At 74.5% G+C, this 21,078-nt stretch carries 17 protein-coding genes and 1 pseudogene; 11 read left to right on the forward strand and 7 right to left on the reverse strand.

The annotated features are described in order from the left end of the window. Nucleotide 1 precedes the first annotated feature (1 nt). The 3 genes from ACZ66Z_RS24230 to ACZ66Z_RS24240 all read left to right on the forward strand — a co-directional run bounded on the left by ACZ66Z_RS24230 (nt 2) and on the right by ACZ66Z_RS24240 (nt 3,111). Nucleotides 2-883 (forward strand): LysR family transcriptional regulator, encoded by an 882-nt coding sequence (locus ACZ66Z_RS24230; RefSeq protein WP_469937209.1) that lies wholly within the window; start codon nt 2-4, stop codon nt 881-883. 50 nt (nt 884-933) lie between these two features. Further along, nucleotides 934-1,893: a DUF1444 domain-containing protein gene (locus ACZ66Z_RS24235; protein WP_469937211.1), complete on the forward strand. Its 960-nt coding sequence runs from the start codon at nt 934-936 to the stop codon at nt 1,891-1,893. A gap of 75 nt (nt 1,894-1,968) precedes the next feature. After that, nucleotides 1,969-3,111 carry an aminopeptidase P family protein gene (locus tag ACZ66Z_RS24240; protein WP_469937212.1) on the forward strand — a complete coding sequence of 381 codons (1,143 nt, stop codon included), beginning with the start codon at nt 1,969-1,971 and terminating at the stop codon, nt 3,109-3,111. An 11-nt stretch (nt 3,112-3,122) separates the two neighbouring features. Here the strand turns inward: ACZ66Z_RS24240 and treZ are convergent, their stop codons facing one another. Next, nucleotides 3,123-4,874, reverse strand: coding sequence for a malto-oligosyltrehalose trehalohydrolase (gene treZ / locus ACZ66Z_RS24245; protein ID WP_469937213.1), 1,752 nt, complete (start codon nt 4,872-4,874; stop codon nt 3,123-3,125). A gap of 54 nt (nt 4,875-4,928) precedes the next feature. Further along, nucleotides 4,929-5,174, reverse strand: a pseudogene (locus ACZ66Z_RS24250) (GNAT family N-acetyltransferase); the annotation flags it as partial. A 109-nt stretch (nt 5,175-5,283) separates the two neighbouring features. Between ACZ66Z_RS24250 and ACZ66Z_RS24255 the strand changes: the two are divergent. Together ACZ66Z_RS24255 and ACZ66Z_RS24260 are read left to right on the forward strand one after the other, a co-directional pair. Beyond that, nucleotides 5,284-5,832, forward strand: a complete 549-nt coding sequence (locus tag ACZ66Z_RS24255; protein ID WP_469937215.1) for an FHA domain-containing protein — start codon at nt 5,284-5,286, stop codon at nt 5,830-5,832. A gap of 122 nt (nt 5,833-5,954) precedes the next feature. Then, nucleotides 5,955-7,136 (forward strand): cytochrome P450, encoded by a 1,182-nt coding sequence (locus ACZ66Z_RS24260; RefSeq protein WP_469937217.1) that lies wholly within the window; start codon nt 5,955-5,957, stop codon nt 7,134-7,136. Between the two features lie 126 nt (nt 7,137-7,262). On the opposite strand, the gene ACZ66Z_RS24265 is transcribed toward ACZ66Z_RS24260, so the two are convergent. Continuing rightward, nucleotides 7,263-7,826 carry a hypothetical protein gene (locus ACZ66Z_RS24265; protein WP_469937219.1) on the reverse strand — a complete coding sequence of 188 codons (564 nt, stop codon included), beginning with the start codon at nt 7,824-7,826 and terminating at the stop codon, nt 7,263-7,265. Between the two features lie 33 nt (nt 7,827-7,859). Further along, nucleotides 7,860-10,178, reverse strand: coding sequence for a malto-oligosyltrehalose synthase (gene treY / locus ACZ66Z_RS24270; RefSeq protein WP_469937333.1), 2,319 nt, complete (start codon nt 10,176-10,178; stop codon nt 7,860-7,862). Nucleotides 10,179-10,268: 90 nt separating this feature from the next. Here treY and ACZ66Z_RS24275 point away from each other — a divergent pair, with 90 nt between their 5' ends. Continuing rightward, the gene (locus ACZ66Z_RS24275) at nt 10,269-11,489 is read left to right on the forward strand and encodes an MFS transporter (protein ID WP_469937221.1); all 1,221 of its coding nucleotides are present in this window, start codon (nt 10,269-10,271) and stop codon (nt 11,487-11,489) included. A 48-nt stretch (nt 11,490-11,537) separates the two neighbouring features. Here the strand turns inward: ACZ66Z_RS24275 and glgX are convergent, their stop codons facing one another. Beyond that, nucleotides 11,538-13,658, reverse strand: coding sequence for a glycogen debranching protein GlgX (gene glgX, locus ACZ66Z_RS24280; RefSeq protein ID WP_469937223.1), 2,121 nt, complete (start codon nt 13,656-13,658; stop codon nt 11,538-11,540). A gap of 138 nt (nt 13,659-13,796) precedes the next feature. Between glgX and ACZ66Z_RS24285 the strand changes: the two genes are divergently transcribed. The 5 genes from ACZ66Z_RS24285 to ACZ66Z_RS24305 all read left to right on the forward strand — a co-directional run bounded on the left by ACZ66Z_RS24285 (nt 13,797) and on the right by ACZ66Z_RS24305 (nt 19,141). Next, nucleotides 13,797-14,666: a Tat pathway signal sequence domain protein gene (locus ACZ66Z_RS24285; protein WP_469937225.1), complete on the forward strand. Its 870-nt coding sequence runs from the start codon at nt 13,797-13,799 to the stop codon at nt 14,664-14,666. A 54-nt stretch (nt 14,667-14,720) separates the two neighbouring features. After that, nucleotides 14,721-16,052, forward strand: a complete 1,332-nt coding sequence (locus ACZ66Z_RS24290; protein WP_469937227.1) for a copper amine oxidase — start codon at nt 14,721-14,723, stop codon at nt 16,050-16,052. A gap of 121 nt (nt 16,053-16,173) precedes the next feature. Then, nucleotides 16,174-17,496 (forward strand): SAV2148 family HEPN domain-containing protein, encoded by a 1,323-nt coding sequence (locus tag ACZ66Z_RS24295; RefSeq protein WP_469937229.1) that lies wholly within the window; start codon nt 16,174-16,176, stop codon nt 17,494-17,496. Nucleotides 17,497-17,583: 87 nt separating this feature from the next. Beyond that, complete coding sequence (locus tag ACZ66Z_RS24300; protein WP_469937231.1) at nt 17,584-18,306, forward strand: exonuclease domain-containing protein; 723 nt, start codon at nt 17,584-17,586, stop codon at nt 18,304-18,306. A gap of 184 nt (nt 18,307-18,490) precedes the next feature. Next, entirely contained in the window at nt 18,491-19,141 is a 651-nt protein-coding gene (locus tag ACZ66Z_RS24305) for a dihydrofolate reductase family protein (protein ID WP_469937233.1), read from the forward strand. Between the two features lie 172 nt (nt 19,142-19,313). On the opposite strand, the gene ACZ66Z_RS24310 is transcribed toward ACZ66Z_RS24305, so the two are convergent. Both ACZ66Z_RS24310 and ACZ66Z_RS24315 read right to left on the reverse strand, forming a co-directional pair. Continuing rightward, nucleotides 19,314-20,138 carry an alpha/beta fold hydrolase gene (locus tag ACZ66Z_RS24310; RefSeq protein WP_469937235.1) on the reverse strand — a complete coding sequence of 275 codons (825 nt, stop codon included), beginning with the start codon at nt 20,136-20,138 and terminating at the stop codon, nt 19,314-19,316. A gap of 45 nt (nt 20,139-20,183) precedes the next feature. Beyond that, a complete protein-coding gene (locus ACZ66Z_RS24315) occupies nt 20,184-21,041 on the reverse strand; it encodes a phosphotransferase enzyme family protein (RefSeq protein ID WP_469937237.1) in 858 nt (285 codons plus the stop codon). Nucleotides 21,042-21,078: the final 37 nt, after the last annotated feature.

Below are 21,078 nucleotides of genomic sequence, written 5' to 3' on the forward strand. Positions count from 1 at the left end.
GGTGGACCCGCACCTCCTCCGCACGTACGTCACCGTCGTCCGCCTCGCCTCCTTCTCCGAGGCGGCGCGCGACCTCGGCTACACCCAGTCCGCCGTCTCCCAGCACATCGCCGCCCTGGAGGCCGACCTCGGGCTGCCCCTGCTCACCCGGCGGCCCGTCGCCCCCACCCCGGCCGGGGAGCGGCTCCTCGAACACGCCGGGGCGCTGCTGCTGCGCCTCGACGCGGCCCGCGCCGACCTCGACCGGTTCGCCGCCGCGCCCCGCGCGACCCTGAGCGTCGCCGCCTCCCCGCTCGCCCTCACCGCCCGTGTCCTCGCCGCCCTGCCCGCCACCGGTGTCACCCTGCGCGCCCTGCCCCGCGAGCGGGTGCCCGTCGCCGTCGCCGCCGGCGAGGCCGACGCCGGGCTCGTCGACGGGGTCACCGCCCCCAGCGACCCGCTGCGGCTGCCCGACGTCGCCCCGCTCGCCGCGACCGGCGTCGCCGAGGAGCCGCTCGCCGTCGTCCTGCCCGCCCGGCACCCCCTCGCCGGACGCCCCGGGCTCCGCCTCGACGACCTCGTCGACGCCCGCTGGCTCGACGCGCCCGCCGCCGGCGTCCCGCTCGACCGGCTGCGGGCCGTCCACGGCGGCCCCGCCGGGCGCGGCTTCCGCACCGCCCTGCGCTACGAGGGCGGCGACATCCGCACCCTCGCCGCCCTGGCCGCCGCCGGGCACGGACTCGTCCTGCTGCCGCTGTCCGCGACGGAGGGCGTCCCCGGCGCGGTCGCCGTCCCCCTGGTCGCGCCCCGGCTCGTCCACCGCGCCGAACTCCTCGTCCCGGCGGGCGCCCACGGCGAACCGTCCGGCCCGGTGGCCGAGTTCACCCGACGGCTCAAGGGCTGACACCCGCAGTCGCTACCCTGGGGCGCAACGGCGACGGAAGGCGGGCGGGCGTGGGGTGGCTGCGACGAGGATCCAGGCGGGACGGTGAGGACGCGCCGAGGGATCCCGGGTTCGCGTACTTCTCCCAGCGCGAGGCCGCGCTCTTCCGCGGCCGGGTCCGCCAGACCTTCGCCGAGCTCGGCCTGGAGGTCACCGTCTACGCCGACCACGTCGTCGACGACAAGGGCCGCCGCTTCGGCCTCGGCAACCTCGCCGCCGTCTGCCACCAGGACCGGCGCGGCCCCCGCGTCTGGCCCGGCATGATCGACCGCCACATCGGCCTCGTCGTCCGCGCCATGGACGGCCCCTCCGCGCTCGACACCCTGCCGCCCGAGCAGATCCGCGCCCAGCTCTACCCCCGGGTCGTCAGCGGCGACGGCATCGACGCCGGCGCCTTCGGCTACGCCAGGACCGTCGCCCCCGGCCTCTACGAGGTCCTCGCCCTCGACCTGCCCGAGAGCGTCATGATGCTCACCGACGAGGCGCTCGAACGGCTCGGGGACCACGCGCAGCTGCGCGCCCGGGCCCTGCGCAACCTGCGCGGACTGCCCGTCGAGGAGCACGAGACCGTCCGCGACGCCGACGGCATGTCCTTCGAGATCATCCTCGGCGACTCCTTCTACACCGCGAGCCGCGTCCTCGACCTCGACGGCGTCGTCCAACGGGTCACCGGCCTCCCGCTCGGCGAGCACGGCGCCCTCGTCGCCCTGCCCTTCCGGCACCAGCTCGCCTTCCACCCCATCCGGGACACCTCGATCATCCCGGCCCTCGGCGCGATGGCCTCCTTCGCCGCCGCCGGGTACGAGGACGTGCCGGGCGCCATCAGCCCGTACGTCTTCTGGTGGCGGGGCGGCACGCTCACCCAGCTCAGCGAGCACGACGAGGAGCGGGGCGACCTGCGGATCGTCGTCGGCGACGACTTCCACGAGCTCCTGGAACGGCTCATCGCCCAGGGCCCCGACCGCCGCTGATCCGGTCGCGGTCCGCGCCCCCGCCCGGCAGGATGCCGTACGACGCACCGGACGAGGACGGCGAGGAGAGGCCCCATGTCGCGCACGGAACCCCCCGACCAGGTCGTGCCCTTCACCGCGGACGACTACCGGGCCCGGATGGCCCGGGCCGTCGAGTCCGCCGCCGACGCCGGACTCGCGGGCGTGCTCGTCGCCCCCGGACCCGACCTGGTGTACCTCACCGGTTACCGGCCCACCGCGATCACCGAGCGGCTCACCGTCCTCGTCCTCGCCGTCGGCCGGGAACCGGTGCTCGTCGTCCCGACCCTGGAGGCGCCCGACGCGGAGAAGGCCGCCGGGGCCGCCGCGCTCACCCTGCGCGACTGGACCGACGGAAAGGACCCGTACGCCGTCACCGCGCCGCTCCTCGACGTCGACGGCCGGTTCGGCGTCAGCGACAACGCCTGGGCCATGCACCTCCTCGGCCTCCAGCGGGCCCTGCCCGGCACCTCGTACGTCTCCCTCACCGAGGCCCTGCCGATGCTCCGGGGCGTCAAGGACGCCCACGAGCTGGCCCGGATCGCGGCCGCCGGGGCCGCCGCCGACCAGGCGTACGGCGAGATCCTCGAGGTCCGGTTCGCCGGCCGCAAGGAGACCGAGGTCGCCGCCGACCTCGCCCGGTTCCTCATGGAGTCCGGCCACTCGCAGGTCGACTTCACCGTCGTCGGCTCCGGCCCCAACGGCGCCGACCCGCACCACGAGGCCGGCGACCGGGTCATCGAGCGCGGCGACATGGTCGTCCTCGACTTCGGCGGCCTCAAGCACGGCTACGGCTCCGACACCACCCGCACCGTCCACGTCGGCGAGCCCACCGACGAGGAGCGCCGCGTCCACGACCTCGTCCGCGAGGCCCAGCAGGCCGGCTTCGAGGCGGTGCGCCCCGGGGTCGCCTGCCAGGAGGTCGACCGGGCGGCCCGCAAGGTCATCACGGACGCGGGCTACGGCGAGTACTTCATCCACCGCACCGGCCACGGCATCGGCGTCACCACCCACGAGCCGCCGTACATGATCGAGGGCGAGGAGCTCCCCGTCGTCCCCGGCATGTGCTTCTCCGTGGAACCGGGCGTCTACCTCCCCGGCCGCTTCGGCGTCCGCATCGAGGACATCGTCACGGCCACCGAGGACGGCGCGGGGCGCCGCTTCAACAACACCCCGCACGAGATGGCCATCGTGGAATAGGGGCCCGGGGCTCAGCCGTCCGCGAGGACGACCGCGGACTCGCCGGGGAGGCCGAGGAGCCCGTCCGCCGCCGGGGGCTCGACCGGGTCCCAGGAGGCCAGGACCCGGTCGCGGCCGTTGGAGCCGAGGGGGATCACCGTCGGCTCCTTGCCCAGGTTCACGGCCACCCGCAGGTCCCCGCGCCGGAAGACCAGCCAGCGGGCCTCCTCGTCGAAGGCCGTCCTCACGCCCGCCAGGTCCGGGTCCGTCAGGTCGGGCAGGGTGCGGCGCAGCGCGATCAGCTGCCGGTGCCAGGCGAGGAGCCGCTTGTGCGGGTCCCGTTCGCGTTCGCGGCGGTCGAGGACCGAGCGGTCGCGGGTGGCCGGCTCCTGGGGGTCGGGGACCTCGTCCTCGGACCAGCCGTGCGCGGCGAACTCCCGCTTCCGGCCCCGCCGCACGGCCTCCGCGAGCTCCGGGTCGGTGTGGTCGGTGAAGTACATCCAGGGCGTGCTCGCCCCCCACTCCTCGCCCATGAACAGCATCGGCACCGAGGGGCCGGTGAGGACGAGCGTCGCCGCGCAGGCGAGCAGCCCGGGGGAGAGCGAGGAGGAGAGGCGGTCGCCGAGGGCCCGGTTGCCGATCTGGTCGTGTGTCTGCGCGTACCCCAGGAAGCGGTGGGCGGGGGTGCGCTCCCGGTCCACCGGGCGCCCGTGGCGGCGGCCGCGGAAGTCGGAGTACGTGCCGTCGTGGAAGAAGACGCGGGTGAGCGTCTTGGCGAGCGCCGCCATCGGGGCGCGCGCGAAGTCCGCGTAGTAGCCCTGGGACTCGCCCGTCAGGGCGGTGTGCAGGGCGTGGTGGAAGTCGTCGTTCCACTGGGCGTGCACCCCGAGGCCGCCGAGCGCGCGCGGGGTCGTCGTGCGCGGGTCGGCGAGGTCGGACTCCGCGATCAGGAAGTGCTGGCGGCCCTGCTCCTTCGCCAACTCGTCCACGGCCGCCGACAGTTCCTCCAGGAAGGTCAGCGCCCGCGTGTCGGCGAGGGCGTGCACCGCGTCGAGCCGCAGCCCGTCGATCCGGTAGTCCCGCAGCCAGGCGAGCGCGCTCCCCAGGAAGTACGCCCGGACCTCGTCCGAGCCCGGCGCGTCCAGGTTCACCGCCGCGCCCCACGGGGTGTGGTGGGCGTCCGTGAAGTACGGCCCGAAGGACGGGAGGTGGTTCCCGGACGGGCCCAGGTGGTTGTGCACCACGTCGAGGACCACGCCCATGCCGAGGCCGTGCGCCGCGTCCGTGAACCGCTTCAGGGCCTCGGGACCGCCGTACGGCTCGTGGACCGCCCACGGGGCCACCCCGTCGTACCCCCAGCCCCACACCCCGGGGAACGGGCACAGCGGCATCAGCTCCACATGGGTGATGCCGAGGCCCGCGAGCTCCCCGAGCCGCGCGGCCGCCGCGTCGAGCGTGCCCTCCGGGGTGAAGGTGCCGACGTGCAGCTCGTACAGGACGGCGCCGCGCAGCCGCAGTCGCGGGGACGCGTGGCGCCAGGCGTACGCCGAGTGGTCGACGACCGCGCTCAGGCCGTCGGGCCCGTCGGGCAGCCGGCGCGAGCGCGGGTCGGGCAGCACGGGCCCGCCGTCGAGCGAGAAGCCGTACCGGTCGCCGTCCCCGGCGGGCACCACGCCCGACCACCAGCCGTCCCGCTCGGCGTCCCGGTCCAGGGGGTGGGCGGAGCCGTTCAGCTCCAGCGTCACCCGGTCACGGGCGCTCGGCGCCCACACCTCGAAGAGCACGGGAATCCCCTCGTCGACGGTCCGCTCACTGCACCACCGCGACCATCCTGGCAGTCAGGACCCCGACTCGCCCGGCGCGTCCCGCACGCAGTCGATCGCGCGCTCGAACGTCACGTGGCCCGCGCGGGCGAAGGACGCCGCCATCGGCACGTTCCCCGGGTCCGTCGCCGCACGGATCCGGGGCACGTCGGCGGCGGCCGGGATCCGGGTCTCCTCCGTCAGGACGTCGTCGACACATCCGTGCCCGCGGTGGGCGGGCAGCACACCGACGTGCGCGATGACGGGGTGGTGGTCGTTCCGCCCGTGACCGGCGTCCTCGGCGCGACGAGGTCCTCGCGGTCCCGGTCGGGACGGGACTCCAGGCGGCCCTTCTGGACACGTCGGGGGCGACGGACCGACAATCTCGGATGTGACGACCCCTTTCGAGCTCCCGGCGAACTCCCCTCGGCTGACCGACGCCGAGCGGGACCGCGCGCTGGTGCTGCTCCGTGAGGGTGCCGCCCAGGGCCGCCTCTCGCACGACACCTTCCTCTTCCGGATGGAGCGCGCGCTCCAGGCCCGCCGGCCGGACGAACTCGCCCTGCTCACCGCCGACCTGCGGACCGAGGGCACCTGGACCCGGCGGGTGGTCGGCGCGGTGGAGCGGATGTCCGCGTTCACGGCGCGGATCGGGCGGGCCTGGAGCGCGGAGCGGCTCCCGAAGCTGCTGCTGCCGCGCCCCGGCCCGCACCCGCTGCGGATCGGGCGCGACCCGGTCAACGGGCTGCGGCTCAGCCACGAGACGGCCTCCCGGCTGCACGCCGAACTCTCCCTGCAGGGCGGGATGTGGGTGCTGCGCGACCTCGGCTCGACCAACGGCACCACCGTCAACGGACGGCGGGTCACCGGCGCCGTGGTCGTACGGCCGGGGGACGTGGTCGGCTTCGGACAGATGTCCTTCCGGCTGTCGCACGACTGAACCCCCGCCTTCACCCGTTCGGCGGTGTGCGGCGGGCGGTGCGGGCCGTGTGGTGATGGGCTGGGCGGACGCGCGCCATGATCTCCGGCCGCGGCACCCACCGCCGATCGACAGGGGGCGAGATGAGCGACGCGCCGAACCACGAGTCGGACCGGGGCACGCGGAGCGAGCGGCCGGAGGAGACCGGGGACCCCTGGAGGCGCCTGCCGTCGATGACTCCGGCGACGCCGTCGGCCGTTGCCCGCGCGAAGCCGACCCGGCCCGGCGGGACCCCGGCTGATGCCCCCGCCGGCACCCCGGCCCGTCCCCCCGGCACCGGCCGCCGGCCCGTCCCCGGAGGCGCGCGGGCCCTGGTCGGTCCGGCCGCCGCCGGGCCCCGCCCGCCCGGTGGCCGGATCGTCGCGCCGAGCCCCCTCGACCCCGGCGCCACGCTGGACCCGCACAGGATCCACCGGATCCTGCGCGAGGAGTTCCCGCTCACGTACGACCCGCTGCTGCGGGCCTGGGTCCTCAGCCGGTACGCGGACGTGGCCGCCGCCCTCACCGACGAGCGCTTCACCCACGGCCACCGGCCCGGCGACCCGCCGTGCGCGCGGGCCCACGTCGACGTGGACGTCGAGGCCCTGCGCGCGGCCACCGAGCGCACCGCCCACGTCCTGGCCCGCCGGATCGCCGAACGGTCCCGGGCGGACCTGGTCGCCGACTTCTGCCACTGGCTCCCGGCCGGCACCGTCGCCGCTGCCGTCGGCGTGCCCTACCGGGACATGATGCGGCTCGTCCGCGGCCGGGCGGCGGGCGCGCTCGCGGGGGAGTGCGGCGGTCAGATCGCCGTACGGGAGAAGGCGCTCGCCTCCTTCCTCGGCAACGTCCTCGTCGACCCCGACCAGGTCGCCGCCCTCCGCGACGCGCCCGCCGGTCTCGTCGCCCGCGCCTGGACCGAGTCGCTGCGCCGGGACCCGCCCGTGCAGATCGCGGTGCGCCGCACCGGCGCCGAAGTGCCGGTGAGCGGCGGCGTCGTCCCGGCGGGCGCGTCCGTCGCCCTGCTCGTCGGCTCGGCGGGCCGCGATCCGGAACGCTTCCGCGAGCCCGACCGCTTCGACCCGTTCCGCGACGACCCCGGTCAGCTCACCTACGGGACGGGTTTCTGCCCGGCGGTCCTCCTCGCCGAGCTCGAAGCGGAGTACGCCCTGCGCGCCCTCTTCACGGCCATGCCCCGCCTGCGCCTCGCCGACGGCTTCCGTCCCACTTCCACCGGCCTCATCACGCGCGCCCCGCGCAGTCTGATCGTCCGGCCGGGCGGCTGAACGGCCCCGCGACCGCGGTGGGGAGGAAGACCGCCGTCGCCGTCGCGGCGGGCGCCTCCCGGAGCGTCGAAGCGACCACCCGGCACCCGGGGTCCGGCGACGGCTCCGAGCGCACCACGTGCGAGGTCACCCGAGCGTCCCGCTCCCGACCAGGGGTGCCGGCGCGGCCGGGTCCGTACGGCCCGGCCACCAGACCGACACCAGCAGAAGGACGCCGGGGAGGATCCCGGCGGTCACGCGGACGGCGGTGACGGGGGCGTCGAGCGCGGCCAGCACCAGGCCCGCCGCCCCGCAGGCGGTGAGCGCGGCGGCGAGCACATGGAGCGCGGGTCTGCGCCAGGCCACCGCCAGGCCGAAGAAGTGCACGCCGACCACGAAGGCGATCCAGCCCACGGACGCCTGCGGGGCGTGCAGCACGCGGCTGATCACCAGGAGCCCGGCCGCGAGGCCGAGGACCTCCGCCGCCACCACGTACCAGTAACGCCGGCCGAACCGGGTGCCCTCGGCCGCGGCGGCCGACGGCGCCGCCCGGCCGGCGCGGCGCCCCAACAGGACCAGGCCGAGGAAGGCCGCGAGGGCGAGCAGCCGCAGCGGTGCGGCGACCGCCGTCGGCAGGGTGGTCACGTTGGCCTGGACGAACACGAGCCCGAAGGCACCGCCTATGAGCCGGCCCGTTTGATCCTTTGTCATGATCATCAGCTTGCCACGGGCGCGGCGGTCCGCTCACTCCAGCCGGGCGAGCAGCGCCACCGGCCGCTCCGCGAACAGTTCCGCCAGCTTCACCTCCGTCGCCGGACCGCCCGTGAACTCCCGCACCCCGTCGAGCGCGTCGACCCACCGCCCCTCGGGCAGCACCAGCTCCGTGTCCTGCCAGCCGCCCGTCTGGGCGAGCCGCAGGGAGAGCCGGGTCACGGCCGTGACCACCCGGCCGGAGCGGGCGAAGGCCAGGCAGTGCGCGGCCGCCGGCCCCTCCGCCGCCAGCGGCACGTACGTGCCGGCCGCTCCGAAGGCCTTCGGGTGCGCGCGCCGCAGCCGCAGCGCCGCCCGGACCAGGGCGGTCCGCTCGTCCTCCGGACCGACCGCGAACGGCGCCCGGTTGTCCGGGTCGACGAGCGCCCGGTACTCCCGCTCCGTGTTCTGGTACAGCTCCGGCACCCCCGGCATCGTCAGCTGGGCGAGCGCCGTCCCGAGCGCGTGCGCCCGGATGTGCGGCTCCAGGGCGAAGGCCGCCTCCGAGACGGTCCGGAGCGGGATCCGGCCGGGCCCGGCCGCCGCGAACTCGGCCACCGCCCGCTCGTACTCCTCGTCCGGCTCCGTCCAGCTGGTCCGGAGCCCCGCCTCCCGCACGGACTTGAGGATCGCGGGAACCAGCCGGTCCGGGTCCGGGGTGCCGAAACCGAAGGCCGTCTGCCAGGCCGTCCACGCCACGTGCGGATCGGGCGCGGGCACCCCGGCGACCTCCGCGAGGAGCTCCGTCCACACCTCCGGGCACTGGGCGAGCACCGCGATCCCGGCCCGGACGTCCGCGCTGCGCTTGGTGTCGTGCGTGGTCAGCACGGTGCCGGTGTCCGGCCAGTCCCGGGCGATCCGCAGGCAGTACGCGTGGAATTCCTCCACCGCGACCGCCGGACGGCCCGCGTCGCCGCCGACCTCGTTCGCGGAGAGCAGCGGGGCGTACCGGTAGAAGGCGGTGTCCTCCACGGACTTGGCCCGCAGTGCGGACGAGGTCTGCGCGAACCGTGCGCGGAACGCCCGGTGTTCGGGCCCGTCGCCCCGTCTCCCGAGCGCCAGGTCCCGTACGACGTCGACCGCCGTCGCCTCCTCCGGCACCGCGAACGCGGCCTTCGCGCCGCGTGCCGCCTCCGGGGTCAGCACCTCCTCGCCGCCGGTCCGGTAGGGGCGGTAGACGGGCACCCGGACGAGGAGCTCCCGGATCGCGGTGCGCAGCGCCCAGGGGGCGTGGTCCCGCAGCTCGGGGTCGGCGGCGCAGATCCGGCCGGCGATCCGGGTCAGCGCGGCCGTCTCGGCGGCCAGGTCGTGGCCGACCACCTCGTACGCGGCGCGGTGCGCGGTCGCCTCCCAGCGACCGCCCCGGTCCCCGGCCTTCCCCACGAACTCCCGGTAGACGTCAGCGAGTTCGTCGGCGCCCACCGGGTCGGTGAAGACGCCGTCGAGCTGCCGCAGCGCGTCGTACCCGGTGGTGCCCGCGACCGGCCAGGCGGCGGGCAGCGTCTCGGACCCCGTGAGGATCTTCTCGACGACCGTCCAGCACCGCCCGCCGGTCGCCGCCGCCAGGTCCTCCAGATACCCCTGCGGATCGGCGAGTCCGTCCGGGTGGTCGATGCGCAGCCCCTCGACCACCCCGTCCGCGACCAGCTCCACGATCTTCGCGTGGCTCGCCGCGAACACCTCGGGGTCCTCCACCCGCACCCCGATCAGGTCCGAGATGGTGAAGAAGCGCCGGTAGTCGAGCTCGGTGCGGGCGAGCCGCCACCAGCCGAGCCGGTACCACTGGGCGTCGAGCAGCTCGTCGAGCGGCAGCCCCTCGGTGCCCGCGCGGAGCGGGAACTCCTGGCCGTCCAGGTGCAGGGACCCGCCGGAGACCCGGAACCGGTCCCGCACCTCCGGGAGTCGCGCGGGCAGCACGGGGAGCAGCACCCGGCCGTCCCCGGCGCGCCAGTCGATGTCGAACCAGCGCGCGTACGGCGAGTCGGGGCCCTCGCGGAGCACGGCGCGCAGCGCGTGGTTGTGGCGCGGGGAGGCGGCCATGTGGTTGGGCACCAGGTCCACGACGAGCCCGAGGCCGTGCGCCCGCGCGGTCGCCGCCAGGGCCCGCAGCCCCTCCTCGCCGCCCAGTTCGGCCCGGACCGAGCGGTGGTCGGTGACGTCGTAGCCGTGGGTCGAACCGGGCACCGCCTCCAGGACGGGGGAGAGGTGCAGATGGGAGACCCCGAGGCCGGCCAGATGCGGCACGGCCCGCTCGGCGGCCGCGAACGGGAACTCCGGCTGGAGCTGCAACCGGTAGGTCGAGGTGGGTGGAATGGGCGTCATGCGAACGTACGTACCCCGCTGGAGGGCTTCTGTGTCATCGCCCCATGCACCCGTTCGAGTGCATCGCGTTACGTTCGCGTGATGCTCAGGACGTACCGCGCCACCCTCTCGTTGCTCGGCCCGGCCCTGCCGGTCGTCTCCTTCCTCGGCCGGCTGCCCACCGCGATGTGCCAGCTCGGCAGCCTGCTCCTGGTCGCCGAGACCAGCGGATCGCTCGCCACCGCGGGCCTCACGGGCGGCGCGCTCGCCGCCGGCCAGACCGTCGCCGGACCCGTCATCGGCCGGCTCGCCGACCGGCACGGCCAGCGCGGGATCGTCCTCGCGGCCTCCCTCGCCAACGCGGTCGCCGTCACCGCCCTGGTCCTCGCCGCCCTCGCCGGGATCGCCACCGGCCCGCTCATGGCGCTCGGGGCGCTCGCCGGGGCCACCGTCCCGCAGATCGGGCCGCTCGCCCGGAGCCGCTCCGTGGCCCTCGCCCGCCGCTCCGGCGCGGACGACCGGCTCGTCGGCACGGTGCTCTCCTTCGAGGGCACCCTCGACGAGATCTCCTTCGTCCTCGGCCCGGCCCTCGTCGGACTCGCCGCGGCCCTCGCCCACCCCGCCGCCGCGCTCCTCCTGGCGGCGCTGCTGCTCGCCGGCTGCGGCTCGGCCTTCGCCCTCCACCCGACGGCCCGGGCGACGGAGCCGAAGCGCGACGCGTCCACCCGTACGGGTGCCGCCGAACGGACGCGGCTGCCGGGGTCCGCGTACGCCCTGCGCGGCACGATGGCCCTCCAGGGCGCCATGTTCGGCGCCTCGCAGGCCGGGATCACCGCCCTCACCGAGGAGCTGGGCGCGCCCGCCCAGGCCGGGCTGGTCTACGCGGCCATGGGCGTCATGAGCGCCGCCGTCGGCCTCTCCACGGCCGCCGTGCCCGCCCGGATCGGACTCACGACCCGCTGGCGCGCCGCCACCGCCGGCCTCGTCGTCCTCTCCGCGCCGCTGCTCCTGGTGGACTCCCTGGCCGCGCTGTACGCGGTCGTCGTCGTCCTCGGCGCCGCCTACGCCCCGCACCTGATCACCGTCTTCGGACTCACCGAGCGGACCGTGCCGGCCACCCGGCTCGCCGAGTCCATGGCCTTCCTCACCAGCGGGATCGTGGGCGGCCAGGCCCTGGCCCTCGCCCTCTCCGGCCGGCTCGCCGAAGGCCACGGCGCCCCCGCCGCCTTCGCGGTGGCGGTGGGAGCGGCCGTGGCCTGCGCGGTGCTGTCCTGGGCGGTCCGGGCCACCCCTCCCGTACGGGAACTCGGGCCGGTCGCCTGACCCCGTACGGGAACTCGGACCGGTCGCCCGGCCCCGTACGGGGAGGGCTCAGGCCGGTCGGCGCAGCACGGTCAGGCTGAGCGGCGCCAGCGTCACCCGCTCGCCGCCCGCCAGCTCCGGGCCCTCCCGGGGCGGCATGCCCTCCGGGTCCGAGGTGTCCACCACCATGCGCCAGCAGCGCCCGTGGCTGTCCGGCACCGCGAACTCCAACTCCTTCGAGGAGGCGTTGAACATCAGGAGGAAGGAGTCGTCGGCGATCCGCTCGCCCTGCATGCCCGGCTCCGAGATGGCGTTGCCGTTGAGGAAGACGGTCAGCGCCTGGGCGTGCGCCGCCTGCCAGTCGCGGGAGGTCATCTCCTCGCCCTCGGGCGTGAACCAGGCGATGTCGGTCAGTTCGTCGTGGGTGCCCTCCACCGGCCTGCCGTGGAAGAAGCGGCGGCGCCGGAAGACCGGATGGTCCCGGCGCAGCCGGACCATCGCCTGGGTGAACCGCAGGAGCGTGGCGTCCGCGTCGTCGTTCTCCTTCGGCCACCGCACCCAGGAGACCTCGTTGTCCTGGCAGTACGCGTTGTTGTTGCCGCCCTGCGTCCGCCCGAACTCGTCGCCGTGGCTGAGCATCGGCACGCCCTGCGAGAGCATCAGCGTGGCGAGGAAGTTGCGCATCTGGCGGGCGCGCAGCTCGGCGATCCCGACGTCCTCGGTCTCGCCCTCCACCCCGCAGTTCCAGGAGCGGTTGTGGCTCTCGCCGTCCCGGTTGCCCTCGCCGTTCGCCTCGTTGTGCTTGTCGTTGTACGAGACGAGGTCCCGGAGCGTGAAGCCGTCGTGGCAGGTGACGAAGTTGACCGAGGCGAGCGGGCGCCGCCCGTCGTCCTGGTACAGGTCGGAGGAGCCGGTCAGCCGGGAGGCGAACTCGGCGAGGGTGCGCGGTTCGCCGCGCCACAGGTCCCGCACGCAGTCCCGGTACTTCCCGTTCCACTCGGTCCACAGCGGCGGGAAGTTGCCCACCTGGTAGCCGCCCTCGCCCACGTCCCACGGCTCGGCGATCAGCTTCACCTGGCTGACCACCGGGTCCTGCTGCACCAGGTCGAAGAAGGAGGACAGCCGGTCCACCTCGTGGAACTGGCGGGCCAGGGTGGCCGCCAGGTCGAAGCGGAAGCCGTCCACGTGCATCTCGGTCACCCAGTACCGCAGGCTGTCCATGATCATTTGAAGCACGTGCGGGGAGCGCATGAGCAGCGAGTTCCCGGTGCCGGTGGTGTCCGTGTGGTACCGGCGGTCGTTCGCGAGCCGGTAGTACGAGGGGTTGTCCAGGCCCCGGAAGGAGAGCGTCGGACCCAGGTGGTTGCCCTCGGCGGTGTGGTTGTAGACCACGTCGAGGATGACCTCGATGCCCGCCTGGTGCAGCGCCCGGACCGCCGACTTGAACTCCAGCACCTGCTGGCCCCGGTCGCCCCAGGACGCGTAGGCGTTGTGCGGGGCGAAGAAGCCGATCGTGTTGTAGCCCCAGTAGTTCGAGAGCCCCGCGTCCACCAGCCGGTGGTCGTTCACGAACTGGTGAACGGGCATCAGTTCGAGCGCGGTCACGCCCAGGTCCTTCAGATGGCCGATGACCGACGGGTGCGCGAGCCCCGCGTACGTGCCGCGCAGCTCCTCCGGGAGGTCCGGGTGCAGCATCGTGAGGCCCTTCACGTGGGCCTCGTAGATCACCGTGTGGTGGTACTCGGTGCGCGGGCGCCGGTCGTCGCCCCAGTCGAAGTACGGGTTGACCACGACCGAGGTCATGGTGTGCGGACCCGAGTCGAGGTCGTTGCGCGCGTCGGGCCGCCCGAACGGGTAGCCGTAGACCGCCTCGCCCCACTTGATCCGCCCGGACACCGCGCGGGCGTACGGGTCGAGCAGCAGCTTCGCCGCGTTGCAGCGCAGCCCGCGCTCCGGCGCGTACGGGCCGTACACACGGAACCCGTACCGCTGACCGGGCATCACGCCCGGCAGATAGGCGTGCCGTACGAACGCGTCGGTCTCTCGCAGTTCCACCGCCGTCTCCGAGCCGTCGTCGTGCAGCAGACACAGCTCGATCCTGTGGGCGGCCTCCGAGAAGACCGCGAAGTTGGTTCCTGCTCCGTCATAGGTGGCGCCCAGGGGGTACGCCTGTCCCGGCCAGACCTGCATGGATACGACTCTTCCTCTTCTGTCCGGGTTTCATAGCTCTTCTTCGGCCAGATCCTGCCCGAAAGAGTGGCAACCTCCTAGGACTTCGCCCCGTCCTACCGGGTGACCGCAGACCAAGAGGGGGACAGAGGGGGAAGTGTGTACGAAATAGCGCGCCGCCACCTGGGGAAGGTGGTGGCCGGAGCGGCCATGGCGGTGACGGGAACCGCCGTCGCGGTCGCGATCAGCCTGCCGGGTGCGGCAGGAGCGAACGACTCCGCCGGAACCGGCGGAACCACCGGAGCAACCGGAGCAACCGGAGCAGCCGGAGCCGCGGGTGCGGCGACGGGCGGAGGCCCGGCCGGCGCCACCGGGCAGGGGGAGGCGGGAGAGCGGGCAGCGGGCTCCGCGCCGCAGCCGGCCACCGTGGTCCCGCCCGCGGCCGAGGGGAAGAAGGGCGTCGGCGGCGATCCGCTCACGGACGACGAGCTCGCCCGGGCCGAGGCGCTGGCGCTGAACCCGCCCGCCGCCTCCGCCCAGCAGGACGTCACGGGCGGCCGGGGCCCCCAGCGCCTCGGCACCCGGCTCGCCGACCCGGTCCCAGGCGACGCCTCGCGCCGCGCCGAGGTCCGCCTCTACGACTACGGGCGGGACGAGCTCGTCACCAAGACCGTCAACCTCGACACCGGCAAGGTCGAGAGGTCCGGGACACAGCGCGGGGTCCAGCCCTCCGCCCACCCCGAGGAGCTGCGCGAGGCCCTGGAGCTCATCCTCGCGAGCCCGCTCGGCAAGGGCGTCAAGGAGGACTACGAGGACGCCACCGGCAAGGAGCTGACCTCCAGCAAGCAGCTGTGGTTCAACGGCGACGTCTACCGCACCTACCGCGAGGGCAACGTGCCCGAGCGGCTCGCCCGTTGCGGGGAGCACCGGTGCGTCCGGCTCGTCACCAAGGTCCTCAACGGGGCCTGGATCGACACCCGGAACCTGATCGTCGACCTCTCCGCGAGGACCGTCACCCGCGTCGGCTGACCACCGGCCCGGCCACTCCACAGCCTCACGACACGTACGAGGGAGTACGTCCCCATGCCCACCCAGCGAATCCGGAACCGGCTCACCCGCGAGCGGGGCGCCGTCCTGACCGCCGCCGTCCTGCTCGGCACCGCCACGGCCGCCGCCGGTCCCGCGACCGGCGCCACCGCCGCACCCAACCCGCCGTCCTCGACCGCCACGGCGCCCGCCGTGCCCGACTGCTCGGCCGCGTACCGCATCACACAGAAGCTCGACGGCGGCACCACCTGGCGCATGTGCTGGCGGTACGACACCGACGCCGGGCTCACGCTCGACCGGGTCACCTACCAGCCGCCCGGCGCCACCGCGCCCATCCCCGTCCTCAACAGCGCCCGGCTCGCCCAGATCCACGTGCCGTACGACGACGGCGGCGCCGAGTACGACGACCTCACCGGCGCCGGCTTCGGCTACGGCCTGCAGAACCTCAAGCCGGCCGAGTGCCCCGGCGGCACCCTCACCACCGTCAAGGTGGCCGACGTCGGCGACGTCAAGGGCCTGTGCACCACCACGCGGGCGCGCGGACACGCGTACCGCATGGCCAGCGACAACGGCTCCAAGGTCTGGCAGGCCCAGGCCAAGGACCTGCTCGTCTACACCGTCAACAAGGTCGGCTGGTACGAGTACATCACCGAGTGGCGCTTCACCGCCGACGGCACCATCGGCGCCAACGTCGGAGCCACCGGCAGCCTCTCGCCCGTCGACTACAACGCCACCGACGGACGGAGCTGGCCCCTCGGCAAGGGCGCCCGCGGCTACGCCACCAGCCACGCCCACAACGTCTTCTGGAAGCTCGACTTCGGCCTGGACGGCTCCACCAAGGACCGGATCGAGCAGTTCGACTCCACCGTCACCGCGCCCCCCGCGGGCGGCGGCGGGCCCACCGTGAAGACCAAGCGCACCGTCGTCACCAAGGAACTCGCCGGCGACGCCCACAACATGCGCTGGTGGCGGGTGGTCAGCGGCACCGGCAAGAACGCCGACGGCCACGCCCGCTCGTACGAGATCGTGCCCGGCCACACCGACACCCACGCGGGCCGCGGCTTCACCAAGCACGACGTCTACTTCACCCAGTCCCGGGCCTGCGAGAAGTTCGCGAGCAACAACATCGGCGGCTGCGCGGCCGGCGCCGGCGACAGCGTGGACAAGTGGGTCAACGGGGAGACCCTGACCAAACCGTCCGTGTGGGTCAACATCGGGTTCCACCACATCGCCCGGGACGAGGACCAGCAGCCGATGCCGGTCCACTGGCAGGGCTTCCAGCTCGCGCCCAGGGACGTAACCGCTATGAATCCGCTCACTCCGGCCGATCTCGCCTCCCAGAACGGACAGCCCGATCTGGGGAGTTGAGGAAGCAGCCTGACGATCCTGCTGCACCGCCTCCCGCTCGCGGAGTACCCTTCCTTGATCGTTGTCACATGGTCATCCTGTCCGCCGGAACGGGTGTCCGGGAGCAGAAGGCGGTGTGCGGGTGAGCTCGGGAGGTCTGGAGCTGCCCCCAGGTGACGCGGGTCACGAAGGGGGCCCGGCCGACCCCGCAGAGGCGCCGTCCGGGGCGGCCGTGCCGCCGGGCACAACCGTGCCGCCGGGCGTCGTCCTGCCGCCGGACACGGCCGTGCCGCCCGGCGCGGTCGCCGTCGGGCGGCCGGTGGAGATCGGGGCGGAGCTCGACTGGGGGCCCGAGGCCTGGAGCGAGGTCCGCACCCGGGCCCAGCGCGCCGGCCGCGCCTACATCTGGCTGAATCTGGTCGAACAGCGGCTGCGGGCCGTGGTCGCCGCCGTCCTGCGGCCCGTGTACGAACCGGTGCACGGCGAGGAGTGGGTGGTGGCCGCGGCCGGACCCGCCGGCCAGGAATGGGTCCAGCGGGCCGTCGCCGTCCGCGAGGTCTCCCGGCGCAAGGGCTACCTCCTGGACCCGGCCGACGACAACGTGCTGAGCTTCCTCACGCTGCCGCAGCTGCGCGAGCTGATGGTGCAGCACTGGCCCTGCTTCGAGCCCTACTTCGACGACCGGCGCGAGGTCGAGCTCGCCCTCGACGAGCTGGAGGTCACGCGGAACGTGGTCTCCCGCAACCGGGCCCTCTCGCTGACCGTCCTCGCCCAGTCCGAGCGGGCCTCCGCCCGCATCCTGGAGATCCTCGGCGGCGGCGCCGGGGTGCCCTCCGCCGACCGGCTGCCCGTGGACGCGGTCGAGGACCTCGTCGGCGACCGGTACGCGGACGTCGTCTCCGTCCACCCCGACCGGGTCCGGCTGCAGCGGCAGCTGCCCGCCGAGGACCTCTTCGGCGGCGCCCGCCGCCTCGACGCCACGGGCATAGGCCTCAACCTGCTCGTGCAGAACTTCTCCGGCCGCCGCATGGTCCGGCTCGCCGAGTCCGGCTGCCGGACCCGGCTCCTCTTCCTCAACCCCGCGAGCAGCGCCGTCAAGCGCCGCGAGCGCGAACTCGGACTGAGGAAGGGCGAGCTGAGCCGCTCGGTCGAGATGAACATCCTGCACATGCGCCGGGTCCGCTCGAAACTGCGCGATCCGGGCGCCTTCCAGATCCACGTCTTCGACGAGACCCCGCGCTTCACCGCCTACCTGGTGGACGGCGACGGGCCGGACGGGGTCGGCGTCGTCCAGTCGTACCTGCGCCGGGCCCGGGGCATGGAGGCGCCGGTCCTCGTCCTGCGCGGCGGCGGACGGAACGTCGTCCGGCACGGACAGTCCACCCGTGACGGAGATCACGGACTTTTCGAGACGTACCGGGAAGAATTCGAGTCGGTCTGGCTCGACTCCCGACCGGTCTCCTGACCCGCCCCCGGGGGCGACCGGGGACGTTGTCAGTGGTGCGTGCGAGGGTGGTCAGCACCACGGGGGAGATCACGCAAGGAGGATTCGATGGCTTGGCACGGCGCGACCCTTGTCGGCTTCGACCTGGAGACGACCGGCACCGAACCGCTGGAGGCCCGTATCGTCACGGCCTCGATCGTCGAGGTCGACGGCGGCGGACAGGTCAAGCGGCGGCGGGACTGGCTCGCCGACCCGGGCGTCCGCATCCCGGACCAGGCCGCCGCGATCCACGGCATCAGCACCGAGCGCGCGGCGGCCGAGGGCCGGCCGGTCCGCGAGGTCGCCGACGAGATCGCGACGACCCTCGCCGCCTACTGGGAGGACGGCGTCCCGGTCGTCGCGTACAACGCCTCCTTCGACCTCACGCTCCTCGCCGCCGAGCTGCGCCGCCACGGGCTGCCGTCGCTGGAGGAGCGGCTCGGCGGGGCGGCCGTCGGTCCGGTCGTCGATCCGTACACCATCGACCGGGCCGTCGACCGCTACCGGCGCGGCAAGCGGACCCTGGAGGCGGTCTGCGGGGAGTACGGCGTGGTGCTCGAAACCGCCCACCAGGCCGCAGCCGACGCGCTCGCCGCCGTCCGGGTCGCCGTGGCGATAGCCGAGCGGCACCCGCAGATCGCCGACCTGGACCCGGCCGAGCTGCACGAGCGTCAGATCGGCTGGTACCGCGTCTGGGCCGAGGGCCTCCAGGCCTTCCTGCGCGGCAAGGGCGACGCGCAGGCGGTCGTCGACTCCACGTGGCCCCTGCGGACGGCCGTCGCGACGGGCTAGGGGGCCTCGCGCGCTTCCGGCGAGGGCCGGTGACCGGTCCGCTTCGTGCGGGCCCGGGTCTCCGCGCCGTCGGGAGGAGCCGTTCTCTCTCCTTCGCCGTCGATTCCGACGCGTCCCGTTCGACGTACGGGTGTGAGCACCGCGCCGCACGCGGACGCGACAGGACCCGACGGAGGAGAGACGCATGGGACAGCTGCTGAGAGTCATGAACTTCAACGTGTCGAGCGACGGGATCGGGGCGGGTCCCGACGAGCGCCAGAGTCTGGAGAACCCGTTCGGCCTCCCGCACGCCGAGCGCCTGTTCGCGTGGGCCGGCGCCACCGCGAGCTGGCCGATGCGCACGGACGCCGGCGGGAGCCGGGGGCTCGACGACTACTTCACGCGGGACTTCGCCCGGAACATCGGCGCCGAGATCATGGGACGCAACAAGTTCGGTCCCCAGCGCGGGCCTTGGCAGGACCACGCGTGGCAGGGGTGGTGGGGCGACGAGCCTCCGTTCCGCACGCCGGTCTTCGTCCTGACCCACCACGAGCGCCCCTCGATCACCCTCTCCGACACGACGTTCCACTTCGTCGACGGCGACCCCGCCACCGTCCTCGACCGGGCGCGGAAGGCGGCCGACGGCAAGGACGTGCGCCTCGGCGGCGGGGTCGGCACCGTCCGGCAGTTCCTCGACGCGGACCTCGTCGACACGATGCACATCGCGGTCGCGCCGGTGGAGCTCGGCTCCGGGATCCGGCTGTGGGAGTCGCCCGAGGAACTGCTGGACCGCTTCCACCTGGAGGTCGTGCCCGCCGCGAGCGGCGTCGTCCACCACCTGTTCTGGCGGAGGTGAGGCGGGGCCGGAGCAGGGACACGGGTCTTCTGCGGGCCCGCCGCCCGGGGCCGGCACCGGCCCGGGGCGTCCCTGCCGCGGTCGCATGAGGTGAAGGTCCTCGCCCCACGCGTCCGGCCCCCCCCGGATCACCCGGGGCGCCCGCAGCGTCCGCGGCCTTTCGCGACGGTCCTCAGCCGTTGTCCTTGAGGAAGGACAGCAGCAGCTCGCCGACCCTCTCCGGCTGGTCCAGGGGGAGCCAGTGGCCCGCGTCCTCCACCCGCTCGTAGCGCCACGGCCCGGTCACGTGCTCCGCGGTGCCGACCATCTGCCGCTCGGTCAGGAAGCGGTCGCCGGTCGACCAGACGCCCATGACGGGGACGGTCAACGGGGGGAGGGCCGCCGGCGGGGCCAGCTGGACCTCGACCGGCAGGCCCGCCCGGTAGATGTTCAGGGCGGCGGTCAGCGCGCCCGGAGCGCGCAGCTCCTCCAGGACCGCCTCCCTGTCCGGGTGTTCGCCGAGCATGTCGCGCAGATGCGCGAAGTCCTCACGGGAGAGCCACTCCTCGGCGAGCCCTTCGTGCTGGAACATCGTCACGTGCCACAGCCGCTGCCGCTGCTCCCACCCGGCGTCGAGGATCGCCGCGAGGTTGCCCACCGACATGAGCGTCGCGCTCAGCACCCGGTCCGGAACGACCTGCGCGATTCCCTGCGCCACTCCCGAGCCCCAGTCGTGACCGACCACGTGGAAGCGGTCGATCCCCAGCAGGGCGAGCAGCTCCAGCAGATCGCCCACGTGCTTGGCCGGGTGGTACGCCGCCGGGCCGCCCTCGGGACGGCCGGAGGCGCCGAAGCCCCGCAGGGTGGGGGCGACCGTCCGGAAACCGGCCGTGTTCAGCACCTCGACCTGGTGCCGCCACAGACGGTGGCTGTCGGGGAAGCCGTGCACGAGCAGCACGACCGGTCCCTCCCCGCTCACCTCGACGTCGAGGGTCACCCCGGACAGTTCGACACGCATCTCGACACCCCGTTCGTCAGGCCCGGTTCGGCACCGGACATGATGTCAGAACGGGTACCAGCGCACCTCGGTGGCACCGTCCCGCAGCGAGGCCACCCGCCGCTCGAACTCGGCGAGCGCCTTCGGGTTCGAGGGCGCGTGCTGGGCCACCCACGCGCAGCTCGCGGTCTCCCGCGCCCCGCGCAGGACCGCGCACCCCTCCCACTCCCGGACGTCCCAGCCGTACGCCTCGGTGAAGGCCTCGTACGCCGCCGGGTCCAGGCCGTACCGGTCCCGGGAGAGGGCGAGGACCACGAGGTCGTGCTCGCGCAGGTCCGAGGAGAAGGTCTCCAGGTCCACCAGGACCGGACCGTCGGGACCCACGTGCACGTTCCGGGGGAGGGCGTCCCCGTGGATCGGGCCCGGGGGCAGGTGCGGGACGAGCGCGGCCGCCGCCGGGGCGAAGGAGTCGCGCCGCTCCCGCAGGAACGCCGCGTCCGCCGGGTCGATCGCGTCCCCCGCGAGCCGTAGCCACCGCTCGACCCCGCCCAGCAGCTCACGGCGGGGGAGCGCGAACCCCGTCGGCTCCGGCAGCCCGTGGACGGCCCGCAGCAGCGGGGCCAGGTCGCGGGGCTCCGTCGGCCGCACCGCGTCCGGCAGCCGGTGCCAGAGCGTGACCGGACGGCCGTCCACGAGCCGGGGCCTCTCCTCGGCGGCCCGGACGGCCGGAACACCCGCCGATTCCAGCCAGGAGGCCAGCGCGAGCTCCCGCTCGGCCCGCGCGGACAGCTCCGCGTCCCGGCCGACCTTCACCACCAGGTCGCCCACCGCGAAGACCGCGTTCTCCCCCAGGGCGAGCAGCCGCGCCTCCGCGACCGGCAGCCCCGCCCCGGCCAGGATCTCCCGTGCCCGCGCCTCGTCCATCGACCTCTCCCTCACCTGTGCGTTCGCGCCAAAGTCT

It is taken from the genome of Streptomyces sp. NPDC107498 (genome assembly GCF_055582805.1).

Excerpts from the sequence above, each read along its gene's own strand:
- ACZ66Z_RS24240 (WP_469937212.1), top strand. The coding sequence starts at position 1,969 with ATGTCGCGCACGGAACCCCCCGACCAGGTCGTGCCCTTCACCGCGGAC.
- ACZ66Z_RS24260 (WP_469937217.1), top strand. The coding sequence starts at position 5,955 with ATGAGCGACGCGCCGAACCACGAGTCGGACCGGGGCACGCGGAGCGAG.
- ACZ66Z_RS24265 (WP_469937219.1), bottom strand. The coding sequence starts at position 7,826 with ATGACAAAGGATCAAACGGGCCGGCTCATAGGCGGTGCCTTCGGGCTC.
- ACZ66Z_RS24275 (WP_469937221.1), top strand. The coding sequence starts at position 10,269 with ATGCTCAGGACGTACCGCGCCACCCTCTCGTTGCTCGGCCCGGCCCTG.
- glgX (WP_469937223.1), bottom strand. The coding sequence starts at position 13,658 with ATGCAGGTCTGGCCGGGACAGGCGTACCCCCTGGGCGCCACCTATGAC.
- ACZ66Z_RS24290 (WP_469937227.1), top strand. The coding sequence starts at position 14,721 with ATGCCCACCCAGCGAATCCGGAACCGGCTCACCCGCGAGCGGGGCGCC.
- ACZ66Z_RS24300 (WP_469937231.1), top strand. The coding sequence starts at position 17,584 with ATGGCTTGGCACGGCGCGACCCTTGTCGGCTTCGACCTGGAGACGACC.
- ACZ66Z_RS24305 (WP_469937233.1), top strand. The coding sequence starts at position 18,491 with ATGGGACAGCTGCTGAGAGTCATGAACTTCAACGTGTCGAGCGACGGG.
- ACZ66Z_RS24310 (WP_469937235.1), bottom strand. The coding sequence starts at position 20,138 with ATGCGTGTCGAACTGTCCGGGGTGACCCTCGACGTCGAGGTGAGCGGG.
- ACZ66Z_RS24315 (WP_469937237.1), bottom strand. The coding sequence starts at position 21,041 with ATGGACGAGGCGCGGGCACGGGAGATCCTGGCCGGGGCGGGGCTGCCG.